General features: G+C 67.3%; 22 protein-coding genes and 1 pseudogene. 17 read left to right on the top strand and 6 right to left on the bottom strand.

What is annotated here, in order from left to right:
- The first annotated feature begins 108 nt into the window (after window positions 1–108).
- The 14 genes and pseudogenes from MTHMO_RS01800 to MTHMO_RS01740 all read left to right on the top strand — a co-directional run bounded on the left by MTHMO_RS01800 (window position 109) and on the right by MTHMO_RS01740 (window position 15,121).
- Window positions 109–1,509 carry a xanthine dehydrogenase small subunit gene (locus tag MTHMO_RS01800; protein WP_202213266.1) on the top strand — a complete coding sequence of 467 codons (1,401 nt, stop codon included), beginning with the start codon at window positions 109–111 and terminating at the stop codon, window positions 1,507–1,509.
- Window positions 1,482–3,869: a xanthine dehydrogenase molybdopterin binding subunit gene (gene xdhB / locus MTHMO_RS01795; RefSeq protein WP_237394699.1), complete on the top strand. Its 2,388-nt coding sequence runs from the start codon at window positions 1,482–1,484 to the stop codon at window positions 3,867–3,869. Before MTHMO_RS01800 ends, xdhB begins: the two co-directional genes overlap by 28 nt.
- Window positions 3,866–4,018, top strand: a pseudogene (locus tag MTHMO_RS11180) (XdhC family protein); the annotation flags it as partial. The gene xdhB and the pseudogene MTHMO_RS11180, both read left to right, overlap by 4 nt.
- Window positions 4,019–4,185: 167 nt before the next feature.
- On the top strand, window positions 4,186–4,695 hold the full coding sequence (locus MTHMO_RS11175; protein WP_370568179.1) for an XdhC family protein: 510 nt from the start codon (window positions 4,186–4,188) through the stop codon (window positions 4,693–4,695).
- Window positions 4,692–5,213: a nucleoside deaminase gene (locus MTHMO_RS01785; protein ID WP_202213265.1), complete on the top strand. Its 522-nt coding sequence runs from the start codon at window positions 4,692–4,694 to the stop codon at window positions 5,211–5,213. The genes MTHMO_RS11175 and MTHMO_RS01785 overlap by 4 nt, the downstream gene beginning before the upstream one ends.
- Before the next feature lie 9 nt (window positions 5,214–5,222).
- Entirely contained in the window at window positions 5,223–6,569 is a 1,347-nt protein-coding gene (locus tag MTHMO_RS01780) for a urate hydroxylase PuuD (RefSeq protein ID WP_202213264.1), read from the top strand.
- Window positions 6,566–7,807, top strand: a complete 1,242-nt coding sequence (locus tag MTHMO_RS01775) for a M20 family metallo-hydrolase (RefSeq protein WP_202213263.1) — start codon at window positions 6,566–6,568, stop codon at window positions 7,805–7,807. Before MTHMO_RS01780 ends, MTHMO_RS01775 begins: the two co-directional genes overlap by 4 nt.
- Window positions 7,808–7,826: 19 nt before the next feature.
- Entirely contained in the window at window positions 7,827–9,191 is a 1,365-nt protein-coding gene (gene allB / locus MTHMO_RS01770; RefSeq protein WP_202213262.1) for an allantoinase AllB, read from the top strand.
- A 53-nt stretch (window positions 9,192–9,244) separates the two neighbouring features.
- Window positions 9,245–9,700, top strand: coding sequence for a biopolymer transporter ExbD (locus MTHMO_RS01765; protein ID WP_202213261.1), 456 nt, complete (start codon window positions 9,245–9,247; stop codon window positions 9,698–9,700).
- A gap of 40 nt (window positions 9,701–9,740) precedes the next feature.
- Window positions 9,741–10,478, top strand: a complete 738-nt coding sequence (locus tag MTHMO_RS01760; RefSeq protein WP_202213260.1) for an energy transducer TonB — start codon at window positions 9,741–9,743, stop codon at window positions 10,476–10,478.
- Window positions 10,479–10,522: 44 nt separating this feature from the next.
- Window positions 10,523–11,197 (top strand): MotA/TolQ/ExbB proton channel family protein, encoded by a 675-nt coding sequence (locus tag MTHMO_RS01755; RefSeq protein WP_237394698.1) that lies wholly within the window; start codon window positions 10,523–10,525, stop codon window positions 11,195–11,197.
- Window positions 11,194–11,751 (top strand): hypothetical protein, encoded by a 558-nt coding sequence (locus MTHMO_RS01750; RefSeq protein ID WP_202213259.1) that lies wholly within the window; start codon window positions 11,194–11,196, stop codon window positions 11,749–11,751. Before MTHMO_RS01755 ends, MTHMO_RS01750 begins: the two co-directional genes overlap by 4 nt.
- Window positions 11,730–13,133, top strand: coding sequence for an MFS transporter (locus tag MTHMO_RS01745; RefSeq protein WP_202213258.1), 1,404 nt, complete (start codon window positions 11,730–11,732; stop codon window positions 13,131–13,133). The genes MTHMO_RS01750 and MTHMO_RS01745 overlap by 22 nt, the downstream gene beginning before the upstream one ends.
- 80 nt (window positions 13,134–13,213) lie before the next feature.
- Window positions 13,214–15,121 (top strand): potassium transporter Kup, encoded by a 1,908-nt coding sequence (locus MTHMO_RS01740; RefSeq protein WP_202213257.1) that lies wholly within the window; start codon window positions 13,214–13,216, stop codon window positions 15,119–15,121.
- Window positions 15,122–15,141: 20 nt separating this feature from the next.
- Here the strand turns inward: MTHMO_RS01740 and MTHMO_RS01735 are convergent, their stop codons facing one another.
- Window positions 15,142–15,906, bottom strand: a complete 765-nt coding sequence (locus MTHMO_RS01735) for a class I SAM-dependent methyltransferase (RefSeq protein ID WP_202213256.1) — start codon at window positions 15,904–15,906, stop codon at window positions 15,142–15,144.
- A 129-nt stretch (window positions 15,907–16,035) separates the two neighbouring features.
- Here MTHMO_RS01735 and MTHMO_RS01730 point away from each other — a divergent pair, with 129 nt between their 5' ends.
- Window positions 16,036–16,749: a PHP domain-containing protein gene (locus tag MTHMO_RS01730; protein WP_202213255.1), complete on the top strand. Its 714-nt coding sequence runs from the start codon at window positions 16,036–16,038 to the stop codon at window positions 16,747–16,749.
- Window positions 16,746–18,278, top strand: coding sequence for a bifunctional phosphoribosylaminoimidazolecarboxamide formyltransferase/IMP cyclohydrolase (gene purH, locus MTHMO_RS01725; RefSeq protein ID WP_202213254.1), 1,533 nt, complete (start codon window positions 16,746–16,748; stop codon window positions 18,276–18,278). Before MTHMO_RS01730 ends, purH begins: the two co-directional genes overlap by 4 nt.
- 9 nt (window positions 18,279–18,287) lie before the next feature.
- Here the strand turns inward: purH and MTHMO_RS01720 are convergent, their stop codons facing one another.
- Entirely contained in the window at window positions 18,288–18,887 is a 600-nt protein-coding gene (locus MTHMO_RS01720) for an HNH endonuclease (protein WP_202213253.1), read from the bottom strand.
- Window positions 18,888–19,193: 306 nt separating this feature from the next.
- Here MTHMO_RS01720 and MTHMO_RS01715 point away from each other — a divergent pair, with 306 nt between their 5' ends.
- Complete coding sequence (locus tag MTHMO_RS01715) at window positions 19,194–22,064, top strand: MMPL family transporter (RefSeq protein WP_202213252.1); 2,871 nt, start codon at window positions 19,194–19,196, stop codon at window positions 22,062–22,064.
- 20 nt (window positions 22,065–22,084) lie between these two features.
- Here MTHMO_RS01715 and MTHMO_RS01710 read toward each other — a convergent pair whose 3' ends face one another.
- From MTHMO_RS01710 to MTHMO_RS01695, 4 genes are read right to left on the bottom strand one after another with little or no spacing between them, the layout of a single operon-like run.
- Window positions 22,085–22,675 carry a DNA-3-methyladenine glycosylase gene (locus tag MTHMO_RS01710; protein ID WP_202213251.1) on the bottom strand — a complete coding sequence of 197 codons (591 nt, stop codon included), beginning with the start codon at window positions 22,673–22,675 and terminating at the stop codon, window positions 22,085–22,087.
- 13 nt (window positions 22,676–22,688) lie between these two features.
- Window positions 22,689–23,483, bottom strand: a complete 795-nt coding sequence (locus MTHMO_RS01705; protein ID WP_202213250.1) for a histidinol-phosphatase HisJ family protein — start codon at window positions 23,481–23,483, stop codon at window positions 22,689–22,691.
- A 7-nt stretch (window positions 23,484–23,490) separates the two neighbouring features.
- Window positions 23,491–24,660 (bottom strand): aminotransferase class V-fold PLP-dependent enzyme, encoded by a 1,170-nt coding sequence (locus MTHMO_RS01700; RefSeq protein ID WP_202213249.1) that lies wholly within the window; start codon window positions 24,658–24,660, stop codon window positions 23,491–23,493.
- Window positions 24,657–25,823 carry a cysteine desulfurase family protein gene (locus MTHMO_RS01695; protein WP_202213248.1) on the bottom strand — a complete coding sequence of 389 codons (1,167 nt, stop codon included), beginning with the start codon at window positions 25,821–25,823 and terminating at the stop codon, window positions 24,657–24,659. Before MTHMO_RS01695 ends, MTHMO_RS01700 begins: the two co-directional genes overlap by 4 nt.
- Window positions 25,824–25,852: the final 29 nt, after the last annotated feature.

Here is a 25,852-nt window from a genome sequence, read left to right as displayed (position 1 = left end):
CAAAGATCTGGAGTACATTCCTCCGATGGCACGCCTCCTGCTTGTCTAAGCGAGCAGAAGAGAAGAACCAGCGGCGGCTTCCGGAAAGAAAGGGGCCGATAGCATCGAATGAGCTTTGCCTTATCGGTCAACGGGATGCGGCGAACGGTCGCGTCGAGCGACCCGGGGGAGACCCTCCTTGACTATGTCCGGTCGCTCGGCTTGACGGGAGCCAAGGAGGGCTGCGCCGAAGGGGAGTGCGGCGCCTGCGCGCTCCTCTGGCTCGAGGAGGAGGGCGGCCGTTCCCGGCTGCGCGCGATCAATAGCTGCCTGGTCCCCCTGGCCGCCGCGGCCGACCGGGAGATCTACACGGTCGAAGCGCTCGCTCAAGGGGAGCGGCTCTGCCCCGCGCAGCAGGCGCTGGCGGAGGAGGGCGGCTCGCAATGCGGCTATTGCACCCCCGGCTTCGTGATCTCGCTCTTCGCCGAGCAGAGCGACCGGAAAGGCGGCCCGGCCGCGCTCGACGCGCTTTCGGGCAATCTCTGCCGCTGCACCGGTTATCGGCCGATCCGGGATGCGGCCCTCCGGCTTCCCCCGCTCGGCCCCGAGCATCCTCTCTTCCGCCGGCTTTCGCAACCGGCGCCTCGGCTCGCTCCGCTCTCCTGGCAATCGGGCTCCGAGACGTTCCTGCGGCCGACCCGGCTGGAAGGGCTCTGGGAGATCGCCGCCCGCCGTCCGGAGGCGGAGTGGGCGGCCGGGATGACCGACCTTTCGGTCGAGCGCAACCTCCGGTTCCGGCGCTTTCCCTGCCTGGTCAGCTTGGAGGGGATCCCCGAGCTGCGCGGCTTCCGGGAAGGGCCCCAAGGGATCGAGATCGGAGCGGCCCTCTCGCTGCGCGAAGTCGAGGAGCGGCTTGCGGAGACCCCCAATCCGCCGCCCGGACTGCGGGAGTGGTTCCCCCTGTTCGCCTCCCCGCTGATCCGGAACCGGGCGACCCTGGGGGGCAATCTGGCGACCGCTTCCCCGGTGGGAGATGCGGCTCCCCTCCTCCTCGCCCTAGACGCCCGGCTCAGACTCCTCTCCTCCGAAGGGAGCCGCGAGCTTCCCTTGTCGTCGTTTTTCCACGGCTATCGGAAAACGGCCCTCCGCCCCGGGGAGCTGATCGCCTCCGTCCGGATTCCCAAGCCCTACCCTGCGATCGTCCGCTTCTACAAGGTCGCCAAGCGGCCGAGCGACGACATCGCCACGGTCTCCCTGGGTGCCGCCCTTGACCTCGACGCGAACCGCCGGGCCGCGCGGATCCGCTTGGCCTTCGGCGGCGTCGCCGACCGCCCGCTCCGTTCCACGGCGGCGGAGGAGGCGCTCGCGGGCCGGCCGTGGGAGCTTCCAGCGGTCGAGCGCGCCCGGGAAGCCCTGGCCGGATCCCTTTCCCCGATCGACGACCACCGGGGAAGCGCCGCCTACCGGCTCGCCCTGGCGCAAAACCTCCTGGAGAAGTTCCATTGGCAGACCCGCTTCCTTGCCCCTTGAGCCCGATCGGCCGGCCGCTGCCCCACCAGAGCGCGCTCGACCATGTCACCGGGCGGGCATCCTACACGGACGACTCCGCCGGGCGCTTCCGCGGCCTCCTCCACGCATGGCCGGTCCAAAGCCCCCATGCGCATGCCTGCATCCGGCGCATCGAGAGGAAGGAAGCCCTTGCGCTCCCCGGGGTCGCAGCCGTCTTGACCGCGGCCGACATCCCCGGAGAGAACGACACGAGCTCAGGCGCCGGCGATGAGCCGCTCTTGCCGGCCACGGAGGTCTTCTACCACGGCCAGCCGGTTGCTTGGGTCCTGGCGGAGAGCCCGGAGGCCGCCCGGCGGGGAGCGGAGGCCGTTTCGGTGGAGTACGAGCCGCTCCCCGGCTTGGTCGGGCTCGAGGAGGCGATCGCGGCCCAAAGCTGGCTGGCCGGGCCGTTCCGGATCGTCCGCGGCGACTTCCGGTGCGCCTGGGAAGCGAGCTCCCACCGGGCGGAGGGCTCCCTCGCGATGGGGGGCCAAGAGCACTTCTACCTCGAGACCCAGGCGGCCTTGGCTTGGGAGGATGCCGACGGGGGTCTGATCGTCCGCAGCTCGACCCAGGATCCGAGCCAGACGCAGGAAATCGTCGCCCGCGTGCTCGGCCTTCCCCGGCACCGGGTCGTCGTCGAGTGTTCGCGGATGGGCGGAGCCTTCGGCGGCAAGGAGGTCCAGGCGTCTCCCTACGCCGCGATCGCGGCCCTGGGGTGCCGCCGGACCGGCCGGCCGGTCCGCGTCCGGCTTCCTCGGGCCCTGGACATGGTCCTCACCGGAAAGCGCCATCCCTTTCTGGGCCGATACCGGGCCGGCTTTACGGCGGAAGGGAAGCTGCTGGCCCTCCAGGCCGAGCTTTTCGCCGACGGCGGCTGGTGCCGGGACCTCTCGGCGGGCGTCCTCTGGCGCGCGCTGCTCCATCTCGATAACGCCTACTGGATTCCCGCGATCGAGGCGACAGGCTTCGTCTGCCGGACCCATAAGACCTCGCAGACCGCCTTCCGCGGCTTCGGCGGCCCGCAGGGGGCGGCGCTCATCGAGGAGGTTCTCACCCACATCGCCCAGGCCCTCGATCTGCCTCCCGCGCTGGTCCGCAAGCGCAACCTCTATCGGCCCGGGCAGACGACTCCTTACGGCCAGACGGTCCGCGAGGCCGAATCGCTGCACACGCTCTGGGACCGGCTCCTCGAGCAAGCGGGCTACGTCGAGCGGGAGGCCGAGATCGCGGCCGCCAACCGGGCCGACCCCTACAGGAAGCGAGGGATCGCGATCACCCCGGTCAAGTTCGGCATCGCCTTCACCCAGGGCCATTTCAACCAAGCCGGAGCGAGCGTTCTGCTCTACCGGGACGGGAGCGCGCAGGTCCATCACGGAGGCACCGAGATGGGCCAGGGTCTCCAGACGAAGATCCGCCAGATTGCCGCCGCCACCCTGGGCTTGCCCCTCGAGTGGGTCCGGGTGGCGGCTACTCGGACCGACCAGATCCCCAATACCTCGCCGACGGCGGCCTCGAGCGGCTGCGACCTCAACGGCCCCGCCGTGGTCGAAGCCTGCCGTCAGCTTCGGGAGCGCCTCCGGCCGCTCGCGGCCGAGCTCCTGGGCTGTCCGCCCCTCCTCGTCTGCTTCGCGGAGGGTCAGGTCTTCTGTGAATACGAGCCGATCCGCAAGCTCGCCTTCCGCCGGTTGGCCGAAGAGGCGCACCGCCGCAGCATCCCGCTCTTCGCCCAGGGGTTTTACCGGACTCCGGGGCTCTCCTTCGACCCGGAAACCGGCCGGGGCCGCCCCTTCGCCTATTTTGCGATCGGGGCCGCCGTCTCGGAGGTCGAAGTCGACGGTTTTACCGGAGAGTACCGGATTCGGGCGGTCGACATCCTCCACGACGTAGGGTGCTCGATCAACCCGCTGATCGATCGGGGCCAGGTGGAAGGGGCCTTCTTCCAGGGTCTGGGGTGGGTCACCTGCGAAGAGCTCCTCTGGGATCGGCAAGGAAGGCTCCGGACGGCGGGTGCCTCGACCTACAAGCTGCCCTCCTGGAGCGAGCTTCCTCCCCGCTTCGCGGTCCGCTTCTTCTCGAGCGGTGCCGAGAGCCCCGCCATCGGGGGGAGCAAGGCGGCCGGCGAGCCCCCGCTCCTTCTGGCCCTCTCGGTCCGGGAGGCGCTCAAGGCCGCCATCGCCGGCTTCGGCCCGGGTCCGGTCGAGCTCGGGCTTCCCGCCACACCGGAGCGGGTCTATTGGGCGATCGAGGCCGCCCGCCGGAGGGCCCGGGCGGGGCGGCGAGCACGCCCCGCGGCCCGGATCGCCCCGCGGGTCCGCCCGGGAGCCAGGGCGCACCCATGACGACGGCCTGGATCGATCCGCTCCGCGAGCTGCTGCGCAGCCACCCGCGGGTGGTGCTGGTCACCGTCACCGGCGTGCGCGGCCACGCGCCGCAATCGGTCGGCGCCAAGATGGTCGTGACCGAGGAGGAGAGCGTCGGAACGGTCGGCGGCGGCAACCTGGAGATGACCGCCCTTGCGGAGGCCCGGAAAATGCTCGCGAGCCGGGAGGAGATCCCGCGCTCGATCGTGGTGCGGCTGGGGGCGGGAAAGGGGAGTGGGGCGCCCAATGCTGCGGCGGGGAGGTCTCCCTCTTCCTCGAGCCGGTCGCGCGGGACGTGCCGCAAGTGGCGATCTTCGGGCTGGGTCATGTGGGCCGGGCGCTCGCGCAGGTGCTCTCGCTTTTGCCGCTCGAGCTCTTTCTCGTCGATTCCCGGCCCGAGATGCTGCTTCCCGGCCGGCTTCCGCCTTTCGATGCCGCCGCGAACCTCCACTTCTGCCCGGGGCCGATCCCCGAGAAGTGGATCTCCTCCCTGGCGGCGGGAGCTTGCGTGGTGATCCTCACCCACGACCATGCGGAGGATCTGGCGATCCTCGAGGCGGCTCTGGCCCGTCCCGATCTCCGCTACATCGGCCTGATCGGCAGCGAGGCCAAGCGGGCCCGCTTCCGGAAGGAGCTCCGCGATGCGGGCTTCGGGGAGGAGGCTTGGAACCGGGTCACAAGCCCCATCGGAGTTCCGGGGGCCGGAGACAAGAGCCCGGCGGCGATTGCGATCGCCACCGCCGCCCAGCTGCTCCCCCTGCTGGCTCCGCGCGCTCCGGAGACCGGAGCGCCTCCCCCGCGATGAGCCCGCCCATCTCCGATCCGCCGGGAGGCGGCCCGGCCGAGCGGTTCGCTTCGGAGATCCGGTTTTTGGAAGAAGCGGCCCGGCTCGCCGCCGAGAACGTGCTTCGAGCGCACGGAGGCCCCTTCGGCGCGGTCGTGGTCCGCGGGGGAACGATCGTGGGGCGGGGGGTCAACCGGGTGGCCGCCCGGCCCGATCCGACCGCCCACGCGGAAATCGAAGCGATCCGGGACGCAGCCCGGACCATCGGCCGGTTCGATCTGGGGGAATGCGTTCTCTACGCCAGCTGCGACCCCTGCCCGATGTGCTTGGCGGCAGTCTACTGGGCCCGGATCCGGAGAGTCGTTTGCGGCGCTCCCGCCTCTCTGGCGGCGGAAGCGGGCTTCATGGACGTTTCGCTCTGGGCGGAGCTGGCTCTCCCTCCGGAACAACGGCGCTTGGTGGTCGAACACGTCGATCTCCCCGCTTGCCGGGAAGTCTTTGCCCTCTGGAACCGCTCGGAAAAAAAGATCCCCTACTAAACAGAACGGATGGAACCGCAGGCCCCTCTTCCTTCCCGAAGGAGATTTGCACTCGGAACTCATCTTCTCCTCGGAATCGGGCTCGGCGGAGCCTTTCTGCTCGCCCTCGTCGCGTTCGCCTCCCGGCCCGGGGTCGGCTCTTCTCTCCTCTCGCTTTGGATTCCTCTTCTCCTCCGCTGGGCCCACTTGATCTACGGGTTGGCCTGGATCGGGGCCTCATTCTACTTCATCTTCGTCGAGAACAGCCTGGAACGTTTCCCGGCAGAATCCCAGCTCGCGGGCCGACTCTGGACGGTCCACGGCGGAGGGGTCTACCGGCTCGACAAATACCGGACGGCACCCGATCCGCTTCCCGCACCTCTCCACTGGTTCCGCTGGGACGCCTACCTGACCTGGTTGACGGGCTTCGCCTTGCTCGCGTTCTCCTACTACAGCCATCCCGAGGCGACGCTCATCGACCCGCAGGTCGCCCGCCTCTCTCCGGAAAGCGCCGTTCTCTGGAGCTTGGCGATCCTGACCGGAGGCTGGCTCGTCTATTCCGGGCTCTGCGCGACCCCCCTCCTCCACCACCCGCCGCTTTTCGCCCTTTTCTCCTGCCTGCTCCTCGCCGCTCTCTCCTTCGGGCTTACGCACCTCTACAGCGGCCGAGGCGCCTTTCTCCATCTCGGGGCGGTCCTGGGAACCATCATGGCGAGCAATGTCCTCCTTGTGATCATCCCCTCCCAGCGGCGGTTTCTGGAAGCCGCCCGGCGAGGCCAACGGCTGGACCCGGCGCAGGTGGAGCGGACGCACCTCCGCTCTGTCCACAACAACTATCTGGCCTTTCCGGTCCTCTTCACGATGATGAGCGGCCATTTCCCACTTGTCTTCCTGGGCCGCGCGAACTGGCTGGTTCTCTTCTGCCTCCTGCTCGCCGGGGGAACGGTCCGCCACGCGGTCAATCTTCGCCAGAGGCGGAAATCCTGGCTGCCCTGGATCGGCTTCGGGGCAGGGCTCCTGCTCGCCGCGATCTTCTTCGCACAGCCGGCGCCGGTTGCTTCTCCGCTCCGGCCAACTCCTCCTCCCCGGACAGCGACCGGCGCGGAGGTCGAAGCGATTCTTCGTCGACGTTGCGCGGGCTGCCACGCAGAAACGCCCACGCTCGCGCATCTGCCGAGCCCACCGGCGGGAGTGATCCTCGACTCTCTGGGAGGACTCGAGAGAGCGCTCTTGGCTGTCCGGGAGCAGGCGGTCGAGGCCCGGGCGATGCCGCCGGGCAATCTTACCGGGATGACCGAGGAGGAGCGCGCGATCCTCGGCCAGTGGATCCGGGCGCAGGAACAGAGAACCAAAGCAGGGGAATGGAGCCGCCCTTGAAGCAAACGCGAATCGACTGGCGGGCGGAGGCGGAGAGGATCGAGCGGCGGCTCGAGCGCTTGAGCCGGATTTCGGAACGGGAGGATGCGTTGGATCGGCCCCCCTTCACCCCCTCTCTCCGGCGCGCGATGGAGGAGATCTCCCGCTGGATGGTGGAGGCGGAGCTCCTTCCCGCGGTCGATTCCTTCGGCAACCTCCTCGGCCGCCGCCGCCCGCGGGAGAACGGGCAACCCGTCCTGCTCATCGGCTCTCACCTCGATACGGTTCCCAACGGCGGCCGGTTCGATGGGGCGCTCGGAATCCTGTTGGGAATCGCGGCGGCCGGCCTCCTCCGGCCCCGGGCGCGGGAGCTCCCCTTCGCCCTCGAGGTCGTCGCATTCCACGAGGAAGAAGGAGTCCGCTTCCGCTCGGGCTGCCTGGGCAGCCGGGCCTTCCTCGGCCTCTTGGACGAGGAGGATTGGGAGCTGGCCGACACCCGCGGCATCTCCCTCCGAACGGCTCGCGACTCGTTTTCGACGGAGGGGTGGCCCCGGGTCCCGCCCTATCCGCCCGCCGAAATCTTCGGCTACCTCGAGGCGCACATCGAGCAGGGTCCGCAGCTCGAAGCCCTCGGCCTGCCGCTTGGGGTCGTCGCGGGCATCGTCGCGCAGGAGAGGCTGCTGGTTTCCTTCGCGGGGGAGAGCGGCCACGCCGGCTCCGTTCCGATGCATGCGCGCCGCGATGCCCTCTGTGCCGCGGCGGAGTTCGTCGGCTTCGTCGAAGAGTCGGCGCGGCGGGAGCCCGGCGCGGTCGCCACCGTCGGCGAGCTCCACTGCCAGCCGGGAGCCGTCAACGTGATTCCGAAACGGGTCGATCTCTCGGTCGACCTGCGCCATCCCGCCGAAGCCACGTTAGATCGGCTTTCCGCCCGGCTCCGGGAGCGGGCGCGGGAGATCGGGAAGAGCCGGGGGATCGAGGTCGGCTGCCGGCGCACGCAGCGGCTGCCCGCCGCCCGGGCGGATGCGGGCTGGCAGGACCGGCTCGCCTCGGCGGTGGCGGAGATCCAGGGAGAAGCCCCGCGTCTTTGGAGCGGGGCGGGCCACGATGCGGGAGTCCTCGGCCGCTTCGTCCCGATGGGGATGCTCTTCCTCCGCTGCCGCGGCGGGATCAGCCACGATCCGGCGGAGTTTGTCTCCGTGCCCGAGATCGCCTGCGGGCTCGAAGCGATGGTCGGATTCTTGGAGGGTTTCCTTCCGTAGCCGTTTTGGGAGCACGAGGATGGGAGAAGAGTTTGACTGGGTCTTTCGGCAAGCCGCCGTCGTGACGGCCGAGGGCGTAGCCCGGCAGGACCTCGCCGTCCGGGAAGGGCGGGTCGTGGCCGTTGCCGCGACGATCGACGGGAGAGGCCGTCAAGAGGTCGACGGCCAAGGACGCTATCTCTTTCCGGGAGCGATCGACCCGCATGTCCATTTCGACGAGCCCGGCCGGGAGGAATGGGAGGGCATCGCAACGGGCTCCCGCGCGCTGGCCGCCGGCGGCGGCACCCTTTTTTTTGACATGCCGCTTAACTCGTTTCCGCCCACGATCGACGTGGAAAGCCTTCTCCAAAAGAAGCGGGCGGCCGAAGCGGCCTCCGTCACCGACTTCGCCCTCTGGGGTGGCATCGTCCCCGGAAATGAAAAGCAGCGGGAAGGATTGGCGCGGGAGGGGGCGGTCGGCTTCAAGGCCTTTCTCTGCCCGACCGGGACTCCGGAGTTCGGATGGGTCGACGGCCGTACCCTCCGCGAAGGCATGCGACAAGCGGCCGATTTCGATCTCCCGGTCGCGGTCCACGCGGAATCGGAACGAATCGTGACGGAGCTCACCCGGCGCTGGCGGGCGCACGGCGATGGCGGCTGGCGGGACTATCTGGCCTCGCGGCCGCTGGCCGCGGAGGTCGAGGCGGCCCGGGAAGCCCTAGACGCCGCCGGGGAAACCGGTTGTGCGCTCCACCTTGTCCACGTGAGTGCTCCTGAAGTCGTCGAGCTTGCGCAAACGGCGCGCGCCCAGGGAGTCGACGTCACCGTCGAAACCTGTCTCCACTACCTCCTCTTTTGCGACGAGGACATGAGGCGGCTGGGGACGATCGCCAAGTGCGCTCCCCCTCTCCGCAGCCGGCGGCAGTCGCTAGGGCTCTGGCGGGCTCTTCTCGCCGGGGAGATCGACCTGCTCGCCTCCGACCACTCGCCCTGCCCCCCGGCGGCTAAGGCGACCACCGACTTCTTCGCCGCTTGGGGAGGGATCTCCGGCTGCCAGCACCTTCTTCCGCTCCTCCTCGACCGGCTGGCCGCCGAAGGAGACCGAGCCTTCCCGCTCGCCGCCCGACTCTGCGCCTTAGGCAGCGCCCATCGCTTCGGCATTCGGGACAAGGGGGCCATCGCGGTCGGCAACCACGCCGACCTGACCTTGGTGGATCTGCGGGAACCCGAGCCGATTGCGGCCAAGAGTCTTCTCTATCGTCACCGCTTGAGCCCCTATGTTGGACTCCCGAATCGGGTTTTCCCTCTGCTTACCCTGGTACGAGGAGAGGTCGCCTTCTCCTGTCTCGGTCATCCAGTCCGCGCCCGCGGCCGCTTCCTGCCCGGCCCCTGCGGGCTCCGTTAGGGCCTCCCGGGCCGCCGATTGGCACGCTCTCTGCTTTCCGTCCAGCGGATCTCATGAAAATTCTTAGCCCGGTACTGGTGAAGAAGGGTCGGATCGAGATCATCCCGCTCATCGACATCATGGTCTTCCTCATGGCCTGCATGATGATGGTGAACCTGGAGATGATCCGGATGCGCGGCCTCAAGCTCAACCTGCCCACGGCGCAAACCGCCACCCCCGAAAACAAAGCCGACTTCCTCACCGTGTCGATTACCGCGACCGGAGAGGTCTTCCTGGAAAAGGAGGAGATCGAGCGGAGCGCGCTCATCGAGGAGCTCAAGCGCCGCAAGGAGAAGGAGCCCAACCTGCGGATTTACGTCCAGGCCGACATGGACGCGAGGCACGGGGATGTCGTGCGGGTTCTCGACAAGATCCGGGCGGCGGGAATTCAGAAGATCGGCTTCCAGGTCAAGGAGGAAGCGTCCGCCCCGAAGGCTTCCGCCGGTCCGGCGCCGGCGACCCACCCATGAGCATAGAAGGGAGGTTTTGGGCAATCACAGGAGCTACGCGATGACATCCCGAACCGAACCACGCCATCCCTCAACGTTTCCCTATCGAATCCTCCGGCACGGCCTCGCCTGCCGGGAGGTCGTCCCGCTCGGCCATATCCCTTATCCGATCGACGAGGGCCTCCGTCTCAAGCGTTGGGCTTGCCTCTGCGTGCTCTTCTTCTTCGGATTGCTGCTGGCCGTCGGCACCCTCGACAAGCATCAATCGATCGTTGATCTGCTCCTCCGCGGGGCGGTGACTCCGGTCGCTTCTCCTCCGCAAGAGGAAGCGACCTCGCCCCCGATCGAAGTCGAGTTCACTCCGCCCCCGCCTCCCGAGCCCAATCCCGAGTTCATCCAACCCAAGCAGCAGCCACTTCCGATTCCTCCTCCGGTGGAGAAGACGCCCGAGCCCAAGCCGGAGCCGCCGAAGCCCACACCTTTGCGCGTGTCCAAGAAGCCCGCCCCGATCGCTCCGGTGCATCCGATCCAGCGCTACGCCGCCGCCGCTCCCCGGGTAGGCGACGCAAACACGCCCAAGCCCCCCTACCCCTACGAGGCCGCTATGCGGCGATACCAGGGTACGGTCGAGCTTTCGCTCACGATCCAGCAAGGGAGGCTCCTGGATGTGGAGGTCGTCCGATCCTCGGGCTTCGGCATTCTGGATTCGACGGCCCGTCAGTGGATCCGACAGCACTGGCGCTTGCCCGCCAACCTTTCCGGCACCTACACGATCCCGATTATCTACCGGCTCCAGTAGCCGGTGAACGGCCTCTCGATGACAACCGCAACCCAGGAGAATCGATGATCCTCGCCAATATCGTCCTCAACACCTTCTCCCGCGGAGGCCCGATCATGTGGCCGCTGCTCTTGGTCGCGATCGTCGCGATCGTGACCGTGCTTGAACGGATCTTCTGGTGGTCGATGATCCGGCTCCGCCGCCAGCAGAGTAAGGTTTCCGAGGTCTACAGCCTTCTCAAGAACGGCCGGATCGAGGAGGCGGCCAAGCTCGCGCGGGCCTCGAAGGATCCGGTCATGAAGATGATCTGGTGGGGGCTCAACCATCACGAGACTTCGTTGCAGAACGCTCTCCAGGTGGCTGCGGGCTTCGAGCTCAAGCAAGCCGGCCGGGGACTCGCGGTCTTGGACACAATCGTCACCCTCGGCCCCCTTCTGGGGCTTCTGGGAACGGTAACCGGCATCATGAATGCCTTCCACTTCGTGGGGAATGAGGAGCTGGCGGCGGTCAAGGTCAGCGGAGGAATCGCAGAGGCCCTGATCGCCACCGCCACCGGCCTGGCGCTGGCGATCTTCGCGCTCATCCCCTATAACTACTTCGGCCGCAAGCTGGCCAATCTCCAGTTCGACCTCGAGACCGCCGCGACCAACGTCGAGCTCCTCCTCCAAAGCCGCGGCCGGGAGATCCGCCTCGGACCGCCGACCGCCCGGTATGCGGAAGCTGCCTCCCCGGAACGATGAGGGATCGACAGACGGTTTCGGCTCCTATCGACCGGCTGCCGCCGGATCCGGCGATCGTCGCGCTTGTCCTTTTCCGCCATTTCCGCCGCAAGCCGGCGAGCTTCCCGTTGGCCACCGAAGCCGCCGCAACCTACGGAGAACCGCCGTTGTCGAGCTGGGGCCGAAAGATGCACCTCGGCCGGCCCGCCGGCCTGTATACACCCTTCCGCGTTTTCGGGCTGCCCGCTCTGCAAGTATCCGGAAGAACGCGGGATCGGCAGCCGGTGCGGCGACGGAGGTTCCCCGTTGCCGCCCCGGGGATGACCCTCTCCCTCCTTCTTCTGCTCCTTCCGGTAGCGAGCACCGATCTCCACGGGGAAGAAGAGCCCAAGGAGCATCCGGATGCGGGATTGCCCGAAGAGCGGCAGTTTCCCGCTCCGGTGGAGCCGCCCGATGCGGCCCCGCCGCAAGCCGAGGATCCGAAGCCTATACCCGTCAAAACGGGGATGGCACGAGTCCAAAGGGCGTTCCGCTCGAGCCCCCCGGATAGGACATGGAAGAGGATCACCAGGTAGAGGGGCTTGCCTGGCGCCCCGGCGTTCCGGCAAGCGATGCCCATGGCCGGAGGGATGAGGACGCGGGCGTTTGGAAGCGGGCCTCCCCCTCCTTTCCCGCGCCGAAGGCATTTCCTTCCCTCTATCCCTCGCTGGTCGCTTTCTTCGCATGGACGTTCGCGGTCTATGATTTTTTGCTCTTCGGCCTGCTCTTGCCCGTGCTGGCCACGGAATTCGGCTGGTCCCCCGCGCAAAGTGTCTCGATCGCGTTCCGGGTTGCCATCGCAAGCTTCCTCTGCTCGCTCCTGGTCGGCCCGATCGCGGACCGGTTCGGCCGGCGCAACGCGCTCGTCATCACGGTCGGCGGAGCCGCCTTGAGCTCCGCCCTGACAGCACTGGCGGCCGGCCCCCTCTCCCTGATTTTCGCGCGAGCGCTCTCGGGCCTCGGCTATTCCGAACAGGCGGTCAACACGGTCTATCTTTCGGAGCTGGAACCGGCAGGGAGACGGGGCAGAATCTACGGCTTCGTGCAAGGAGGCTGGCCGATCGGCCAGCTCTTGGCCACCGGGGCGACGGGGCTGCTCCTTCCTCTGGTTGGCTGGCGCGGAGTTTTTTTCGTCGCCAGCTTTCCCGCCCTCGCCGTCTTGCTCGCCCGCCTCTGGCTCCCCGAGAGCCCCCACTTCCGCAAGCTCCAGCGATTCCGCCGGCTCCTTCGCCATCGGGCCCCGGAGGTGGCGGCCCGCTATGCGCAGCGCAACGGCATCGATGCGGAAAAATCCCGGCAGATCTCTCTCATCCAACTCCTGGGACCGGATCTGCGCTTCCACTTTCTGTTCCTGGTGTGCGCCTTCTTCTTCAACTGGTTCGCGGGACAGATCTTCACGGTATTGGCGACCACGGTCTTCACCCAAGCCAAGGGATTGTCCTATAACGAGGCGCTCTATGCCTTCGGGGCGGGAAGTGCCGCCGCCTACGTCGGTTATGTCTTCCACGGATATTTAGGAGACCTCGCCGGCCGGCGGGAGACGGTGGCGATTGCTTGGATCGCCTCGGCGCTCGCCTACGCCGCGCTCCTCTTCTTCGCTCGGGGGTTTTGGCCCGTGGCCTCGCTCTATGCGATCGCCGACTTCTTGAGGGCCGGAGCGTATTCAGCCCTCTTCACATACATCGCCGAGTCGTTCCCGACCCGGGTTCGAGGCAACGCCACAGCCCTGATCAACGCCATCGGCCCCCTAGGGGCGATCGCCAGCTCCTCGCTCTTCAGCCTCGCCCTCGGTCAGGGGATGAGCGGGGTCTGGGCGAGCTTCTGGATCGGGGCTCTCCCGGCTCTTCTCTCGGGTCTATTCCTATTAGGCTGCCGGAGCATCCCTCCCGGCTTGGCGCTCGAGGCCATTTCGCGGTAGGAAACCGACCTCGGGAAAAAAATTCCCGTGCCTGCGCCACGGCGCTTGGACATTCTTTCTCCGCGCCGCGGGAGGCCTTCATGAATCGGAACCCGGAATCCCTGCCTCTGCTCACGATGGCGGCTTTGGGCGTCGTCTTCGGGGATATCGGGACCAGCCCCCTCTATACGCTCGGCGCGTGCCTGGCCGCGACCTCTCTGCCCGCGGACACCGGAAACCTCCTGGGGATTCTCTCGCTCCTCTTCTGGACCCTGATGCTGGTCGTGAGTGTGAAGTACGCCGGGATCGTCATGCGGGCGGACAACCATGGCGAAGGCGGGGTCATGGCGTTGACCGCGCTGGCTTCCCGCGCGGCCCGGAGGAGCGGACGAATCTCCCGAAGGATCCTGGCCCTCGGGCTGCTGGGCGCGGCTCTCTTTTACGGCGACGGGGTCATCACGCCGGCCATCTCGGTCCTGTCCGCCGTCGAAGGGATCGGCGTCGCCTCGCCGGCCGGAAAGGCCTGGATCCTTCCGCTGGCCTTGGGAATCCTCATCGGGCTCTTCTCCGTCCAGAGCCGCGGCACTACGGCCGTCGCCCACCTTTTCGGGCCCGCCATGGCGATCTGGTTTTTCCTCCTCTTCGCCTCCGGCCTCCGCTGGGTCCTTGCCGATCCTCGGATCCTGCTCGCCCTCAACCCCTGGTTCGGCCTCCGTTTCCTCGCCACGCACGGGCCGGGGGGATTCCTCGTCCTCGGAGGGGTCGTCCTCGCCGTCACCGGCGCAGAAGCCCTGTACGCCGATATCGGCCACTTCGGTTCCCGGCCGATTCGCGCCGCTTGGTTCGCCGTGGTCCTGCCCGCCTTGACGATGAACTACCTCGGCCAGGGCGCGCTGCTCGATCGGAATCCCGGCGCGATCCGGAATCCTTTCTTCCAGCTCTTTCCCCCATGGGCAACGCTGCCTATGGTCGCGGTTTCGGGCGTCGCCACGGTGATCGCCTCGCAAGCGGTAATCTCCGGAGCCTACTCCGCCACGCACCAAGCCCTCCTCCTCGGCTACCTGCCCCGCATGAAGGTCGTGCACACCTCGGAGGCCCAGCGAGGACAAGTCTACCTGCCCGCCCTTAACTGGCTCTTGCTGGGGGCGGTCGTCGCCGTGGTCCTCGGATTCCGGTCCTCCGCCGCCCTCAGCTCCGCCTACGGGACGGCCGTCACCGGCACGATGCTGGTCACGACACTGCTGATCGTCTTCGTCGCCCGCCGGTCCTGGAAATGGCCGCTCTGGGGCGCGGGCCTCTTCCTTGGCTGCTTTCTCCTGCTCGACGGCGCATTCTTCGGCGCCAATCTCATGAAATTCCGGGAAGGGGGATGGTTCCCTCTGGCGATCGGCCTGCTCGTCTTTGTGCTGATGTCCACCTGGCATCGGGAGCGAGAGATCCTCACCCGCCGGCTCTACCCGGAAACGCTCCGGATCGAGGGCTTCCTCGATTCGCTCGCGCCGGGCTCGCCCATCCGGGTTCCCGGCACCGCCGTCTACCTCACCTCCGGAGCGCACGGCCTTCCCCACGCCCTCCAGCAGAATCTGGCCCACAACAAGGTCCTCCACGAGCAGGTCATCCTTCTGACGGTGCTCTTCGAGGAGGCGCCGCGCCTCCCTCCCTCGGAACGAGTGGCGCTCCAAAAATATCCGAAGGGATTCGTCCGCCTGATCGCCCGCTACGGGTTCATGGAGCAGCCCAACATCCAAGAGCTGCTGGATGCCTGCGTCCGGCAAGGCCTGCTCCCCCCTCTGCCGGATGTCACCTTCTTCCTCTCCCGGCAGCGGGTGATTCCCACGGAGAAGATGGGCATCGATTTCTGGAGGGAACGCCTTTTTGCCTCGATGCTCCGGCTCTCCACGGGCGGCGGCGACTTTTTCGGCCTCCCCCCGGCACGCGTCATGGAGCTGGGGAACGTAGTCGAGCTTTCGCCGGGGAAGCCCCGTCCCCGCAAACGGCGACCCGCCTGAAGGGGTTGCGCGCCGGGGCCTCACCCGGCGGATCGGGGCGAGGCTCCCGCGCTCCCCGCCACTCCCTCATGGAGGGCCACCACCCCGCCGGTCCATCGTTGAAAGCGGACCCCGGCGAAGCCGGCGCGCGCCATCTCCTCGGCGAGCTCCTCCGCGCCGGGGAAGGCAGCGATCGACGAGGCGAGATAGCGATAGGCTTCGCGGGGGGCGCCGAAGAGACGGGCGATTTCCGGCAGGATCCGCTGAAGATAGAAAAAGTAGGCGGGGGCGAGCCAGGCCCGCGGGCGGGAAAACTCGAGGATGAAGACGCTTCCTCCCGGACGGAGGACGCGCCGCATCTCGGCCAGGCCTCGGAGGCGGTCGGCGAAGTTGCGCAGCCCGAAGGCGACGGTCACGACATCGAAGCTCCCGTCCGGAAAGGGGAGGTTCAAGGCGTCGGCCTGGAGCAGGCGCCGGAGGCCCTTGGCACGGGCGACAGCGAGCATCGAGGGGGAGAGATCGACGCCCCAGGTCTCCTCGAGGGTCGGAATCCGCCGCTCGAGGAGCCGCAGCAGGTCTCCGCTGCCGGTGGCCAGATCGAGAAGCCGCTTGGGGCTCCGCCGGGCGACCGCGGATGCGACCTTTTCCCGCCACCGCCAATCGCTCCCGCCGCTCAGAAGGTGGTTGAGGAAATCGTAGCGCGGAGCCACCGAATCGAAAAGCTCTCCGATGGAGGAGGCCGCCGATCGCCGGCCCTCCTCCCCGGAAGGCGGGCCGGGCCGAGGAGCGGGGGAAGTGGGGGCCATGGACGAGGGTTCCCGGACGGAGGCATGCTGGCGCACCGGATTCCCGAGCGCAAGCGAAGAGAAGGGGGAGGCCCGCACGCGAAAGACGTTGGAGTTCGGTTCCGGCCCTATGATATGTTGGGCTTGCGTATGGAAGTTCGAGCGGATCTCCACTGCCATTCCCGCTTTTCGAGCGACGGGGTCTCCCCTCCGGAAGAGCTGATCCGCGTCGCACGGAAAAAGGGGCTCAATGTGATCGCGCTGACCGATCACAACAGCTGCGCGGGCGTGGACGATCTCGAAGCGAAGGGTCTGCTGCGGCGGGACGGCAAGCCGGTCGACGGCTTCCTGGTCATTCCCGGCCAGGAAATCAGCACCCACGAAGGCCACCTCTTGGCGCTGGGGCTGCGGCTGCCCGACCTCCACGGCATCGCCGCCGCCGATGCGGCCTCGCTGATCCGCAGCCAAGGGGGATTCTCGATCGCGCCGCATCCCTTCGACTATTTTCGCGCCGGCATCCGGAGCCGGACGCTCGACACCCTCCCCGTGGACGCGATCGAGGTGTTCAACGCGGCGGCCACGCTGCGCCGGAGCAACCGGCAGGCCTTCCGCTACGCCAAGGAACGGGGGCTCCCGATGGTGGCGGCCAGCGACGCGCACGAAGCCGAGGCGGTCGGAACCGCCTACGTGATCCTGGAGGTCGAGGAGTTCTCGGTCGGCGGGGTCTTCGCCGCCCTGCGCCGGAGGTCGGCCAGGCTCGAAGAGCACTACATCAAGGCGCAAGAGGCCTTCCGAAAGACCTGGCACAACGTCTTCCGCTTGCGCCACCGCGGCTTCTCCGCCTCTCCCAAGGGGGCCGAATGAAGGCCGCGCTGATCTCCGTATCCGACAAGGCCGGGATCCTCCCCTTGGCGCGGGCTCTGGTCGATGTCGGCCTGACCATCCTCTCGACCGGGAGGACGGCGGCCGCCCTCCGGAACGCCCGCATCCCGGTTCAAGACGTCGGGGAGCTCACGGGCTTCCCCGAGCTGCTGGGCGGCCGGGTGAAGACTCTCCATCCCAAGATCCACGGAGGCATCCTCTGGCTGCGCGGCAACGAGGAGCACGAGCGGCAGAGGCGGGATTTCGGCCTGCCCGAGATCCGCTTCGTCGCGGTCACCTTCTATCCCTTCGACGAAACGATTCGGAAGCCGGGCGTGTCGACCGAAGAGGCGATCGAGCAGATCGACATCGGAGGCTGCGCCCTGGTCCGGAGCGCGGCCAAGAATTACCGGGATGTGACGGTCTTGGTCGATCCCCAGGATTACCCGGAAGTCATCCGGGAGCTTTCCCAGTCGGGAGAAACAAGCCTCGAGCTACGACAGCGCTTGGCCGTCAAGGCCTTCGCCCGGGTTTCCGCGTACGACGCCGTGATCGCCGGCTATCTGCAGAAGTGCTTCGGCATCGCGGAGCTACCCTCCGTCTGGAGCTTGCCGCTCCTCGACGGGCAAGGGCTCCGGTACGGGGAAAACCCCCACCAGCGGGCCATGCTCTACGGAGAGTTCTGGCGGCACTTCCAGCAGCTGCACGGGAAGGAGCTTTCCTACAACAATCTGCTCGATATCGACAGCGGTGTCGGCCTGCTGGCCGATTTTTCGGAGCGCCCCACGGTGGCCGTGCTCAAGCATAACACCCCTTGCGGAATCGGCTCGGCGGCAACGCTGCGCGAGGCATGGGAAAAAGCTCTGGCTACCGACCGGGAGGCCCCCTTCGGCGGGGTGGTCGCGGTCAATCGCCCGGTCGATCTCCCCCTGGCCGAAGCCCTCTCGGAGATTTTCACCGAGGTGGTCTTGGCGCCGGGATTCCAGCCGGAAGCGCTCGCGCTCTTGCAGAAAAAGAAGAACCTGCGGCTGCTGTGCGCCGACTTCGCCCGGCTTCCGAGCCCCCTCTTCTCGGTCCGGTCGGTGGTCGGCGATTCGATCCTCGCGCAGGAGCCGGACTCCGCCCCCCTAGAGTCGGAACCCAGGCGGGTCGTCAGCCGTCGCTCTCCGACTCCGGAGGAGCGGGCGGCGATGGAGTTCGCCTGGCGGGTCTGCAAGCACGTCCGCTCCAACGCGATCGTCTTCGGGAGGGAGGATCGCACCCTGGCGATCGGCGCGGGCCAGATGTCCCGGGTCGACGCGGTGCGGGTGGCGATCGCCAAGGCGAAGCACGCGGGCCTCTCGCTCGCGGGAAGCGTGGTCGCCTCCGACGCCTATTTTCCCTTCCCCGATTCGGTCGTCCTCGCCGCCGAGGCTGGAGCGTCCGCCGTTATCCAACCGGGGGGAAGCATCCGGGACGCGGAGGTGATCGCGGCCGCCGACGAGCGCGGGCTGGCGGTCGTCTTCACCGGCCGACGTCACTTCCGCCATTAAGCGGGCCTGCTAGCTGAGCTCAACCTTCCAGCAGTCTACGTCGAGGAAGCGCCGCCAAAGCTCGGGGACGTCCGCCGATTCCGGGGCGATCAGGGGGCGCCACCGGGGACGGCGGGGCTTCCGCAGGAGCCGCATTCCCGCCTCCTGCGGCGTCCGGTTCCCCTTGCGGCTGTTGCACCAGATGCAGGAACAGACGATATTCTCCCAAACGGTCCTTCCGCCCCGCTCGCGCGGAATGACGTGATCGAGGTTGAGGAAACGGTTGTCGAAGCGCTGACCACAATATTGGCACGTGTGGTTGTCCCGTTCAAAAACGTTATGGCGGGTGAACTTGACCTCTTTGCTGGGAAGCCTTTCGAAGAGGAGAAGGAGGATGACGCGGGGAATCCGGATCCGTGCGGAGACCGTGTGCACGATGTCCTCCCCCTTGTAGTCCCGGGACTGCTCGGCCCACCGGGCGAAATCCAGAGAATACAAATCGCTGTCCTCCGCATGCACCACATGCGCATGCCCTTGATAAAGAAGACCGAAGGCGCGCCTGGCGGAGCAGAGGTTTACCGCCTGCCAGAGCCGATTGAGAACAAGGACCGGTCTTTCCAGGGCCGACATCGACCTATCGCTCTTTTGTGCTATCGGGGGGAGAGAGACGTGTCAAGCCGCAAGTGCAAGGCGCCTTTCGCACTTGCTTGGAAGGAGGCCATCTGAAAGAGTGCCATTTCGCCGCCATAGCCAGCGTCATGCCGGATGGTTGTTGGCATGGGGTCGCGGATCGGGCCGTTCTTCGGGATCGACTCGCGCTCGGACGGCGAGATCGGGAAAAAGGGACCGGCGATCGGTAGATTGCTTGAGGAGGCGATCGAACGTGGAATTCTGTGCCCTGGAGCACTCTTGCGGAGCGGGCGTCGCCCGGAAGAGATGAAGAGGCTCTTGGTATGGCTCCTGGTCCGCATGGTGCGGTTGGCCGCCGGGCGGCCCGGTCCGGTGCTTTCCCTCGCCGCGGTCCTGACCGGACTTTCGGCCTGGGTGGTGGCGACGCGTCTGCAGGTCATCAACGATACCAATGCGCTGATCCGCTCGGATTCTCCGATCCACCGCAACTACCTCGCCTACCGGCGGGAGTTCGGCGCGGCCGAGGAATACCTGATCACGATCCGCTCTCCCGACCCGGAGATGAACCGGCGGGCGGCGCAGGCGGTCGGGGAGCAGCTAAAGAGGCTCGAGCCGCTGGTCCGTGAGGTGACCTACCGGTTCGATTTTTCAGGCTTGGAAAGGAAGGTCCTCCTCTTCCTGGAGCTCGACGAGCTGGCCAAGATCGAGGCGGAGGTCGACGGCTACGTCAAGGCGCTGGCAGCCCAGCCCAAGATGAAGCTCAACATCGCCTCGGTGCTTTCGCAGGCCAATGAGAAGTTCCAGGCGAGCTACCTGCGGAAGAAGGAGAACTGGACCGAGTTCAAGCCTTTCATCGACCGGTTCGTCGGGATGCTCAACGACATGGCCGACGCGCTCGCGCAGAACCCGCCTCCGTCGGACGCCGCGGCGAAAGCCAAGGAGAAGGTGCAGGCGGGGAACGTGCCGGATGCCGATCTGGCCCGGCTGCGAGCCGAGGACATCGGCAAGCTGCTCGCGGAGCATGAGTACATCTCGTATGAGGACGGCCATCTCTTCCTGGTGACCGCGGCGCCCGGACCCAACGCGCTCGAAGGTGCCGGCCGCACCGAGACGGTCCGCAAGATCCGGGAGATCCTCAAGTACACGGGTGCGGACTTCCCCGAAGTCTCCTTCGGGCTGACCGGTGAGCCGGTCCTCGACGAGGATCAACTCGAGCAGAGCTCGAAGGACAGCCTCCATGCGGCCGGGCTGGCCCTGGCGCTAGTCGCCCTGCTCTTCGTGCTTAGCTACCGGGCGCTGCGCCGCCCGGGGCTCGGGCTGCTCGTCCTGATCATGGCGCTCCTCTGGTCGCTGGCCTTCGGCGTTCTCGTCGTCGGCCACCTCAACATCATCTCCCAGGCCTTCGTCGCTATGGTGCTCGGCATGGGGATCGATTTCAGCATTCAAATCATGGGCCGATACGAGGAGGAGCTGGCGCACGGCCACTCCGTGGCGGAGGCGCTCGAGATCACCGCCGCCCATACCGGAGTCGCCGTGGTGACCGGAGGCAGCACGACGGCCGCAGCCTTCTTCACGATGTGCTTCAACGACTTTATCGGCCTCCGCGAGTTCGGGATCATCGCCGGCTCCGGCATTCTCTTTTGCCTGGCAGGCAGCCTGTTGGTGCTCCCCGCCGCTTACGCCTGGATCGATCGACGCACCGATCCCGCACGCCTCCGGGAAAACGCCCTCCGATCGCACTGGTCTTCGCCTCCTTGGCTCAACCGGGCCCTCTTCCGCGCGCCGCGGACCGTCCTGCTCCTCGCGCTGCTGGCGACCGCCGGAGGGGCCTGGCTGGCTCCCCGCGTCGGTTTCGATTACAACCTCTTGAACCTCCAGGATCCGACGCTCGAGTCCGTGAAGGAGGAAGAGGCGCTGGTCAACTCTCCGGCCCGCGCTTTTCTCTTCGCCCTTTCGATCGCCGATGACCAGAAGCAGGCCGCCAGCCGGATCGCCGCCTTCGAAGCCCTGCCGACCGTGAGCGAGGTCCACTCGCTCTCGTCGATCCTTCCGGAAAAGCAGGGAGAGAAGCAGGCGATCGTCCGCCGCATCGTCGAGCGGGTCCAGTCGATTCCGATCGATCGCGAGCCGCCGGCCTTCAACGGGCAGCAGGTGCAAAAGGCCGTGGCCGAGCTCCTCGCCAAGTCTCGCGAGGGGTTCGCGGTGGCCAAGCGGTACGTGGCTCTGGCCCAGCAGGCCCGCGATGCGGTCGAGGTCTTCGGCAAGCTGATCCCCGCCCTGGAGCGGCTCGACGCGGTGATGGCGAGCCTCCCCCCGAACGAGCTCAACTCCCGGCTGCGGATCGCCAATCAACGGGTCTTCGGCTCGATGCAGAGCGGGCTCTCCTGGCTCCGGAGCCAGGATGCCACCCGCGGGGTCACGATAGCGGACCTCCCCCCGGAGATCGTTCACCGCTACCTTTCGCCCCACGGCAAGATCCTGATCGAAGTCCTTCCCAAGGAAAACGTCTGGAACCGCGAGGCGGACGTCCGCTTCGTCCGGGAGCTGCGGACCGTCGATCCGAACGTGACGGGAACTCCGGTCCAGAACTACGAATACATCGAGCTGCTCCGATCGAGCTATGTGCAGGCCGCCGAATGGGCGTTCGTCGCCATCGTCATCCTCATCTTCCTCCGTTTTCAGCAGGTGGGCTACAGCCTGCTGGCGATCCTGCCTCTCGGCATGGCCGTTCTCTGGACTCTCGGCGCCATGGCCCTCTTCCACGTGCCGTTCAATCCCGCGAACATCATCACCCTGCCGCTCGCCATCGGGGCGGGGGTGGCCTACGGCATCTACACCGTCGACCGGTTCTGCGAGAGCGGCAATGCCGCGCTCTTTTCCAGCAGCACCGGAAAGGCGATCCTGCTTTCCGGCTTGACAGCGGTCATCGGCTTTGGATCGCTCATGATCAGCTCGTATCGGGGGCTCTTCAGCTTGGGGCTCCTCATGACGATCTCGATCGGCTTCTGCCTGATCGCCAGCCTGGTGGTGCTGCCGCAGGTCTTCTGGCTGGTCTGCCGGCGTCGCGAGGCGAAGGCGGAGTCAGCCGCCGTCCCGCCGCCGGAGGTCGCCCGGTCCGCCGGCGCCGATCTCGAAGCGCTCGCTCAGGAGGCGCGGGAGCGGAACGGAAGCGTGTAAGGCGGAGGCGCGACACGCGGTCAACCCCCGCACCGCCAGACGAAGCGGAGCGGTTTTTCGGCCCACTCCTCCGCGTACGCGACGCCGATCCGCGGCGTGCGCAGGACCTCCTCCTCCGGAACACGGATCCCCGGATCTTCGACCCAGAGGGTGTCGCCGAGCAGGCAGACGCCGTTGTAGGTCAAGTCGATGCCGAAAGCTTCGCAGACTTTGGCCGGACCGTCGGCCCATTGCCGCTCCGGGAACGGCCGCCTTCTCTTTTGCACCAGGGGCTTGCCTTCTTCGATCCGAACTCCGCGGATCAAGACGGCCTGCGGGACTCCCGCCGGGCCCGTCACGAAATTGAGGAGATAGTGCATCCCGTAGCAAAAATAGACGTAGGCCACCCCCCCGGCGCGGAAGAGCATTTCGGTGCGCCGCGTCTTGCGGTTCCCGTACCCGTGGCAGGCCTTGTCCTCCGCCCCGCCGTAGGCCTCGGTCTCGCAGATGATCCCGCTGACCCGGCCTTCCGGCGAGGCGCAGACGAGCCGTTTCCCCAGAAAGAAGCGGGCCCGGTCGGCCGGATCGTCCGAGAGGAAGTCTTCCCGGGTCAGCTTCCGGCCCGCGCTCATGGCTCCCGACCGCTTAACCGATCGCCACGGGGATCGGCCTCCGCCGCTCGAAGCGGACGAGCTGCCGGTAGCCCACTTCCCGGACCAGATCGAGCGCCAGATCGAACCGGTAGCCGACTTCTTCCGGACGGTGGGCGTCGGAGCTGAGGAGGACGGGGATATGACGGCGAAAGGCCATTTCCAGGAAACGCTTCTCCGGGTAGATCTCCTGGGCTTCCTTGCGCAGCCCCGCCGTGCTCACCTCGATGGCGAGCCCCGCGTCGGCAATCGCGTCGACGGCCTCCCGGTAATAGTCCGTCAGGTCACCGGCGGGCCTCCGCCCGAACTTCTTCACTAGGTCAGGATGGGCGAGGAAATCGAAGAGTCCGGAGCGGGCCATCCGGGCGTAGGCGGCGAAATAGAGGCTCCAGATCTCTTCCACCGGCCTCTCTTCCCACTTGGCCAGCTTCGCCGGGTTGTCGATGTCCCAATGGGGCTCTACGTAGTGGACGGAGCCGATCAGGAAATCCCAGTCCGCCTGCCCGGCCAGATAGCGCAGATGCTCCTCGTAGCCCGGCAGGAAGTCGCATTCGAGCCCCAGGCGGATCGGAAAGCCTTTGGACTCGGACTTCGCCTCCTCCACGAGCGCGAGATAGCGCGGCAGCTCGTCCGGCCCCATCCGCCAGTCGTCGAAGGCGGTGGGCATCGGGTTGTGGTCGCTGAATCCCAGCTCGCCCAGGCCGACCTCCCGGGCGCGGCGGATATAGTCCGCCGGCTTCCCGATAGCGTGCCGGCAAAGGGGGGTGTGAACGTGGTAGTCGAAGAGCATGCTTAAGCTAGTGCGAAGCCACGCGGTCGAGCGCGGCGACCGCTTGCGCGAGCTCCGCGTGCGTGTTGTAAAAATGGGGGGAGAAGCGGAGGTACCTCTTGCCCTGCCGGTCCCACCGGAGCGAGACCACGATGTTCTGCTCCTTGAGTCGCTCGGCGGCGGCGGCCAGATCGATCCCATCATGGGTCGCCGTCACGATCCCGGAACGCGCCTCCGCGGGAAACTCTTCGGCCAGCAGGCTCCATCCCCGCTTGCGCAGGCCATCGGCCAGGAAAGCATGCAGAGAGAGAAGCCGCTCCCGGATCGCCTCGATGCCCACTTCCAGCAGGAGCTCCATCGAAGCCCGCATGCCCAGGATACCCAAGGCATAGAGAGCCCCGCATTCGTAGCGCCGCGCACCCGCCACGCACTCGATCTGCGGCTGCGCGATGAAGCCCGGCGAACGGATGTTCCATGCGCCCACGAGGGCCGGCCGGAGGAGATCCTGCCGCTCCTTCCGGACATAAAAGATGCCCGCCCCGAGCGGACCGAGGAGCCACTTGTGAGAATCCGCGCTCAGGAAGTCGCAGCAGGCTGCGTCCATGGGGGCTGCGCCGAGCGATTGAATCCCGTCCAGGCAGAAGAGCACGTCCCGCCGGCGGAGCTCTTCCCCGATCGTCCGATAGTCGAGAAGGTAGCCGGAAAGAAAGTGACAGGAAGCGAGCGCCACCAGGCGTGTCCGCGGCCCGACCGCATCGAGCACCAGCTCCGGGGTGAGTCGGCCCAAGGCGCCGGGCTCGAGCCGGACGAGCTTGACGCCGCGCTCGGCCAGCCGCATCCAGGGGTAGACGTTGGCCGGGTAGTCGTCCGGGTAGAAGACCACCTCGTCTCCCGGCTGGAAGTCGATCCCCTGCGCCACCAGGTTCAGACCGAAGGCGGTCGGTCCGACCAGCGCGACCTCCGACGGATCGACGTGCAGGAGCCGTGCCGCCGTCCGGCGGCATTGGTCGAGCTCTTGGAGAAGCACCTCGGTCTCCTGCTCCTGGCTCGCCCCCTCCTCGGCCGCGCGCCGGATCCGGTCGACGGCCGGCTGCGTGATCGGGGCGACGGCCGCATGGGCCAGAAAGTGCTTCCGCCGGGTCACCGGGAAGAGCTGGGCCCGGAGGTCGGGATCGTTGACGATCTGTTCGACGGTCATGACATCGCCAGGCCGGACGGCAGCTTTTCCCGAATCCGGCCCACCGCTTCGATCACCGCGGCCGCCGCCCGGTCGATCTCTTCCTCGGTCTGATTCCAGCCCAGGGAGAAGCGGACGCTGGAGAAGGCCTCCTGCGGGCTGAGCCCCATCGCCAGGAGAACGCGAGAGGGCCTCGCGCTCCCGGTGCTGCAGGCCGATCCGCCGGAAGCCTGAATGCCTTGGCGGTCGAGATCGAGCAGGAGAGCTTCCGATTCGACGTTCCGGAAGCAGAGATTGGAGGTGTTCGGCACCCGCTTCCCCGGATGGCCGTTGATCCGGACGTCGTCGAGCCCGGCCAGGATCGTCCGCTCGAATCGGTCCCGCAGCGTCCCGACCCGATCCGCGAACGAGCCCACCCGTTCGGCCGCCAGCTCGGCGGCTTTTCCCATGCCGACGATCCCCGGCACGTTTTCGGTGCCCGCGCGCCGTCCGCTCTCCTGGGATCCTCCCCACAGCAGCGGGCGGAAGGGGACGCCGTCGCGCACGTAGAGGACGCCCACTCCCTTGGGGCCGCCGAACTTATGGGCCGACACCGACAGGAAGTCGACCGGGATCCGGGAGAGGTCGATCGCCACTTTGCCGACCGCCTGGACGGCGTCGGTATGGAAGAGCACTCCCCGATCCCGGCAGATTTCCGCTACCTCCCGGATCGGGAAGAGCACTCCCGTCTCGTTGTTAGCGGTCATGACCGAAACGAGCGCCGTCTCCGCGCGGATTGCCCGCGCGACCTCAGCCGGATCGAGAAGCCCGTCGGCGCCCACAGGAACCCAACGGACGCGATAGCCGTCTTTCTCGAGCTCCCGGCACAATCGATAGACGGCCGGATGCTCGACCATGGTCGTCACCAGCTCCCGCTTCCCGGAAGCGCGCAGCGCCGACCAGAGAGCGGCGTTGTCGGACTCGGTGCCCCCGCTCGTGAAGACGATCTCCTCCTCACGACAACCCAAAAGGCGGGCGACGCGCCGGCGGGCCGAGCGGACGGCCTCCTTGGCTTCCTGTCCGAGAGCATAGGCGCTCGAAGGGTTTCCGTAATAGACCGAGAGGAACGGGACCATCTCCCGAACCACCTCCGGAAGCACCGCTGTCGTTGCATTGTTATCCAAGTAGATGGAACGCTTGATCACATTTTGCTCCTAGCCTTCCTGTCCGGGCG

It is taken from the genome of Methylacidimicrobium sp. AP8 (assembly GCF_903064525.1).
Lineage (GTDB): Bacteria > Verrucomicrobiota > Verrucomicrobiia > Methylacidiphilales > Methylacidiphilaceae > Methylacidimicrobium.
The sequence above is the reverse complement of the archived record's forward strand: the minus strand, read 5'-3'. Positions and strand labels throughout refer to the sequence as shown.

Bases quoted from the DNA above. Each gene is read 5' to 3' on its own strand.
- MTHMO_RS01800 (WP_202213266.1), top strand. From the start codon at position 109: ATGAGCTTTGCCTTATCGGTCAACGGGATGCGGCGAACGGTCGCGTCG.
- MTHMO_RS01785 (WP_202213265.1), top strand. From the start codon at position 4,692: ATGAGCCCGCCCATCTCCGATCCGCCGGGAGGCGGCCCGGCCGAGCGG.
- MTHMO_RS01780 (WP_202213264.1), top strand. From the start codon at position 5,223: ATGGAACCGCAGGCCCCTCTTCCTTCCCGAAGGAGATTTGCACTCGGA.
- allB (WP_202213262.1), top strand. From the start codon at position 7,827: ATGGGAGAAGAGTTTGACTGGGTCTTTCGGCAAGCCGCCGTCGTGACG.
- MTHMO_RS01765 (WP_202213261.1), top strand. From the start codon at position 9,245: ATGAAAATTCTTAGCCCGGTACTGGTGAAGAAGGGTCGGATCGAGATC.
- MTHMO_RS01760 (WP_202213260.1), top strand. From the start codon at position 9,741: ATGACATCCCGAACCGAACCACGCCATCCCTCAACGTTTCCCTATCGA.
- MTHMO_RS01755 (WP_237394698.1), top strand. From the start codon at position 10,523: ATGATCCTCGCCAATATCGTCCTCAACACCTTCTCCCGCGGAGGCCCG.
- MTHMO_RS01750 (WP_202213259.1), top strand. From the start codon at position 11,194: ATGAGGGATCGACAGACGGTTTCGGCTCCTATCGACCGGCTGCCGCCG.
- MTHMO_RS01745 (WP_202213258.1), top strand. From the start codon at position 11,730: ATGGAAGAGGATCACCAGGTAGAGGGGCTTGCCTGGCGCCCCGGCGTT.
- MTHMO_RS01740 (WP_202213257.1), top strand. From the start codon at position 13,214: ATGAATCGGAACCCGGAATCCCTGCCTCTGCTCACGATGGCGGCTTTG.
- MTHMO_RS01735 (WP_202213256.1), bottom strand. From the start codon at position 15,906: ATGGCCCCCACTTCCCCCGCTCCTCGGCCCGGCCCGCCTTCCGGGGAG.
- MTHMO_RS01730 (WP_202213255.1), top strand. From the start codon at position 16,036: ATGGAAGTTCGAGCGGATCTCCACTGCCATTCCCGCTTTTCGAGCGAC.
- purH (WP_202213254.1), top strand. From the start codon at position 16,746: ATGAAGGCCGCGCTGATCTCCGTATCCGACAAGGCCGGGATCCTCCCC.
- MTHMO_RS01720 (WP_202213253.1), bottom strand. From the start codon at position 18,887: ATGTCGGCCCTGGAAAGACCGGTCCTTGTTCTCAATCGGCTCTGGCAG.
- MTHMO_RS01715 (WP_202213252.1), top strand. From the start codon at position 19,194: ATGAAGAGGCTCTTGGTATGGCTCCTGGTCCGCATGGTGCGGTTGGCC.
- MTHMO_RS01710 (WP_202213251.1), bottom strand. From the start codon at position 22,675: ATGAGCGCGGGCCGGAAGCTGACCCGGGAAGACTTCCTCTCGGACGAT.
- MTHMO_RS01705 (WP_202213250.1), bottom strand. From the start codon at position 23,483: ATGCTCTTCGACTACCACGTTCACACCCCCCTTTGCCGGCACGCTATC.
- MTHMO_RS01700 (WP_202213249.1), bottom strand. From the start codon at position 24,660: ATGACCGTCGAACAGATCGTCAACGATCCCGACCTCCGGGCCCAGCTC.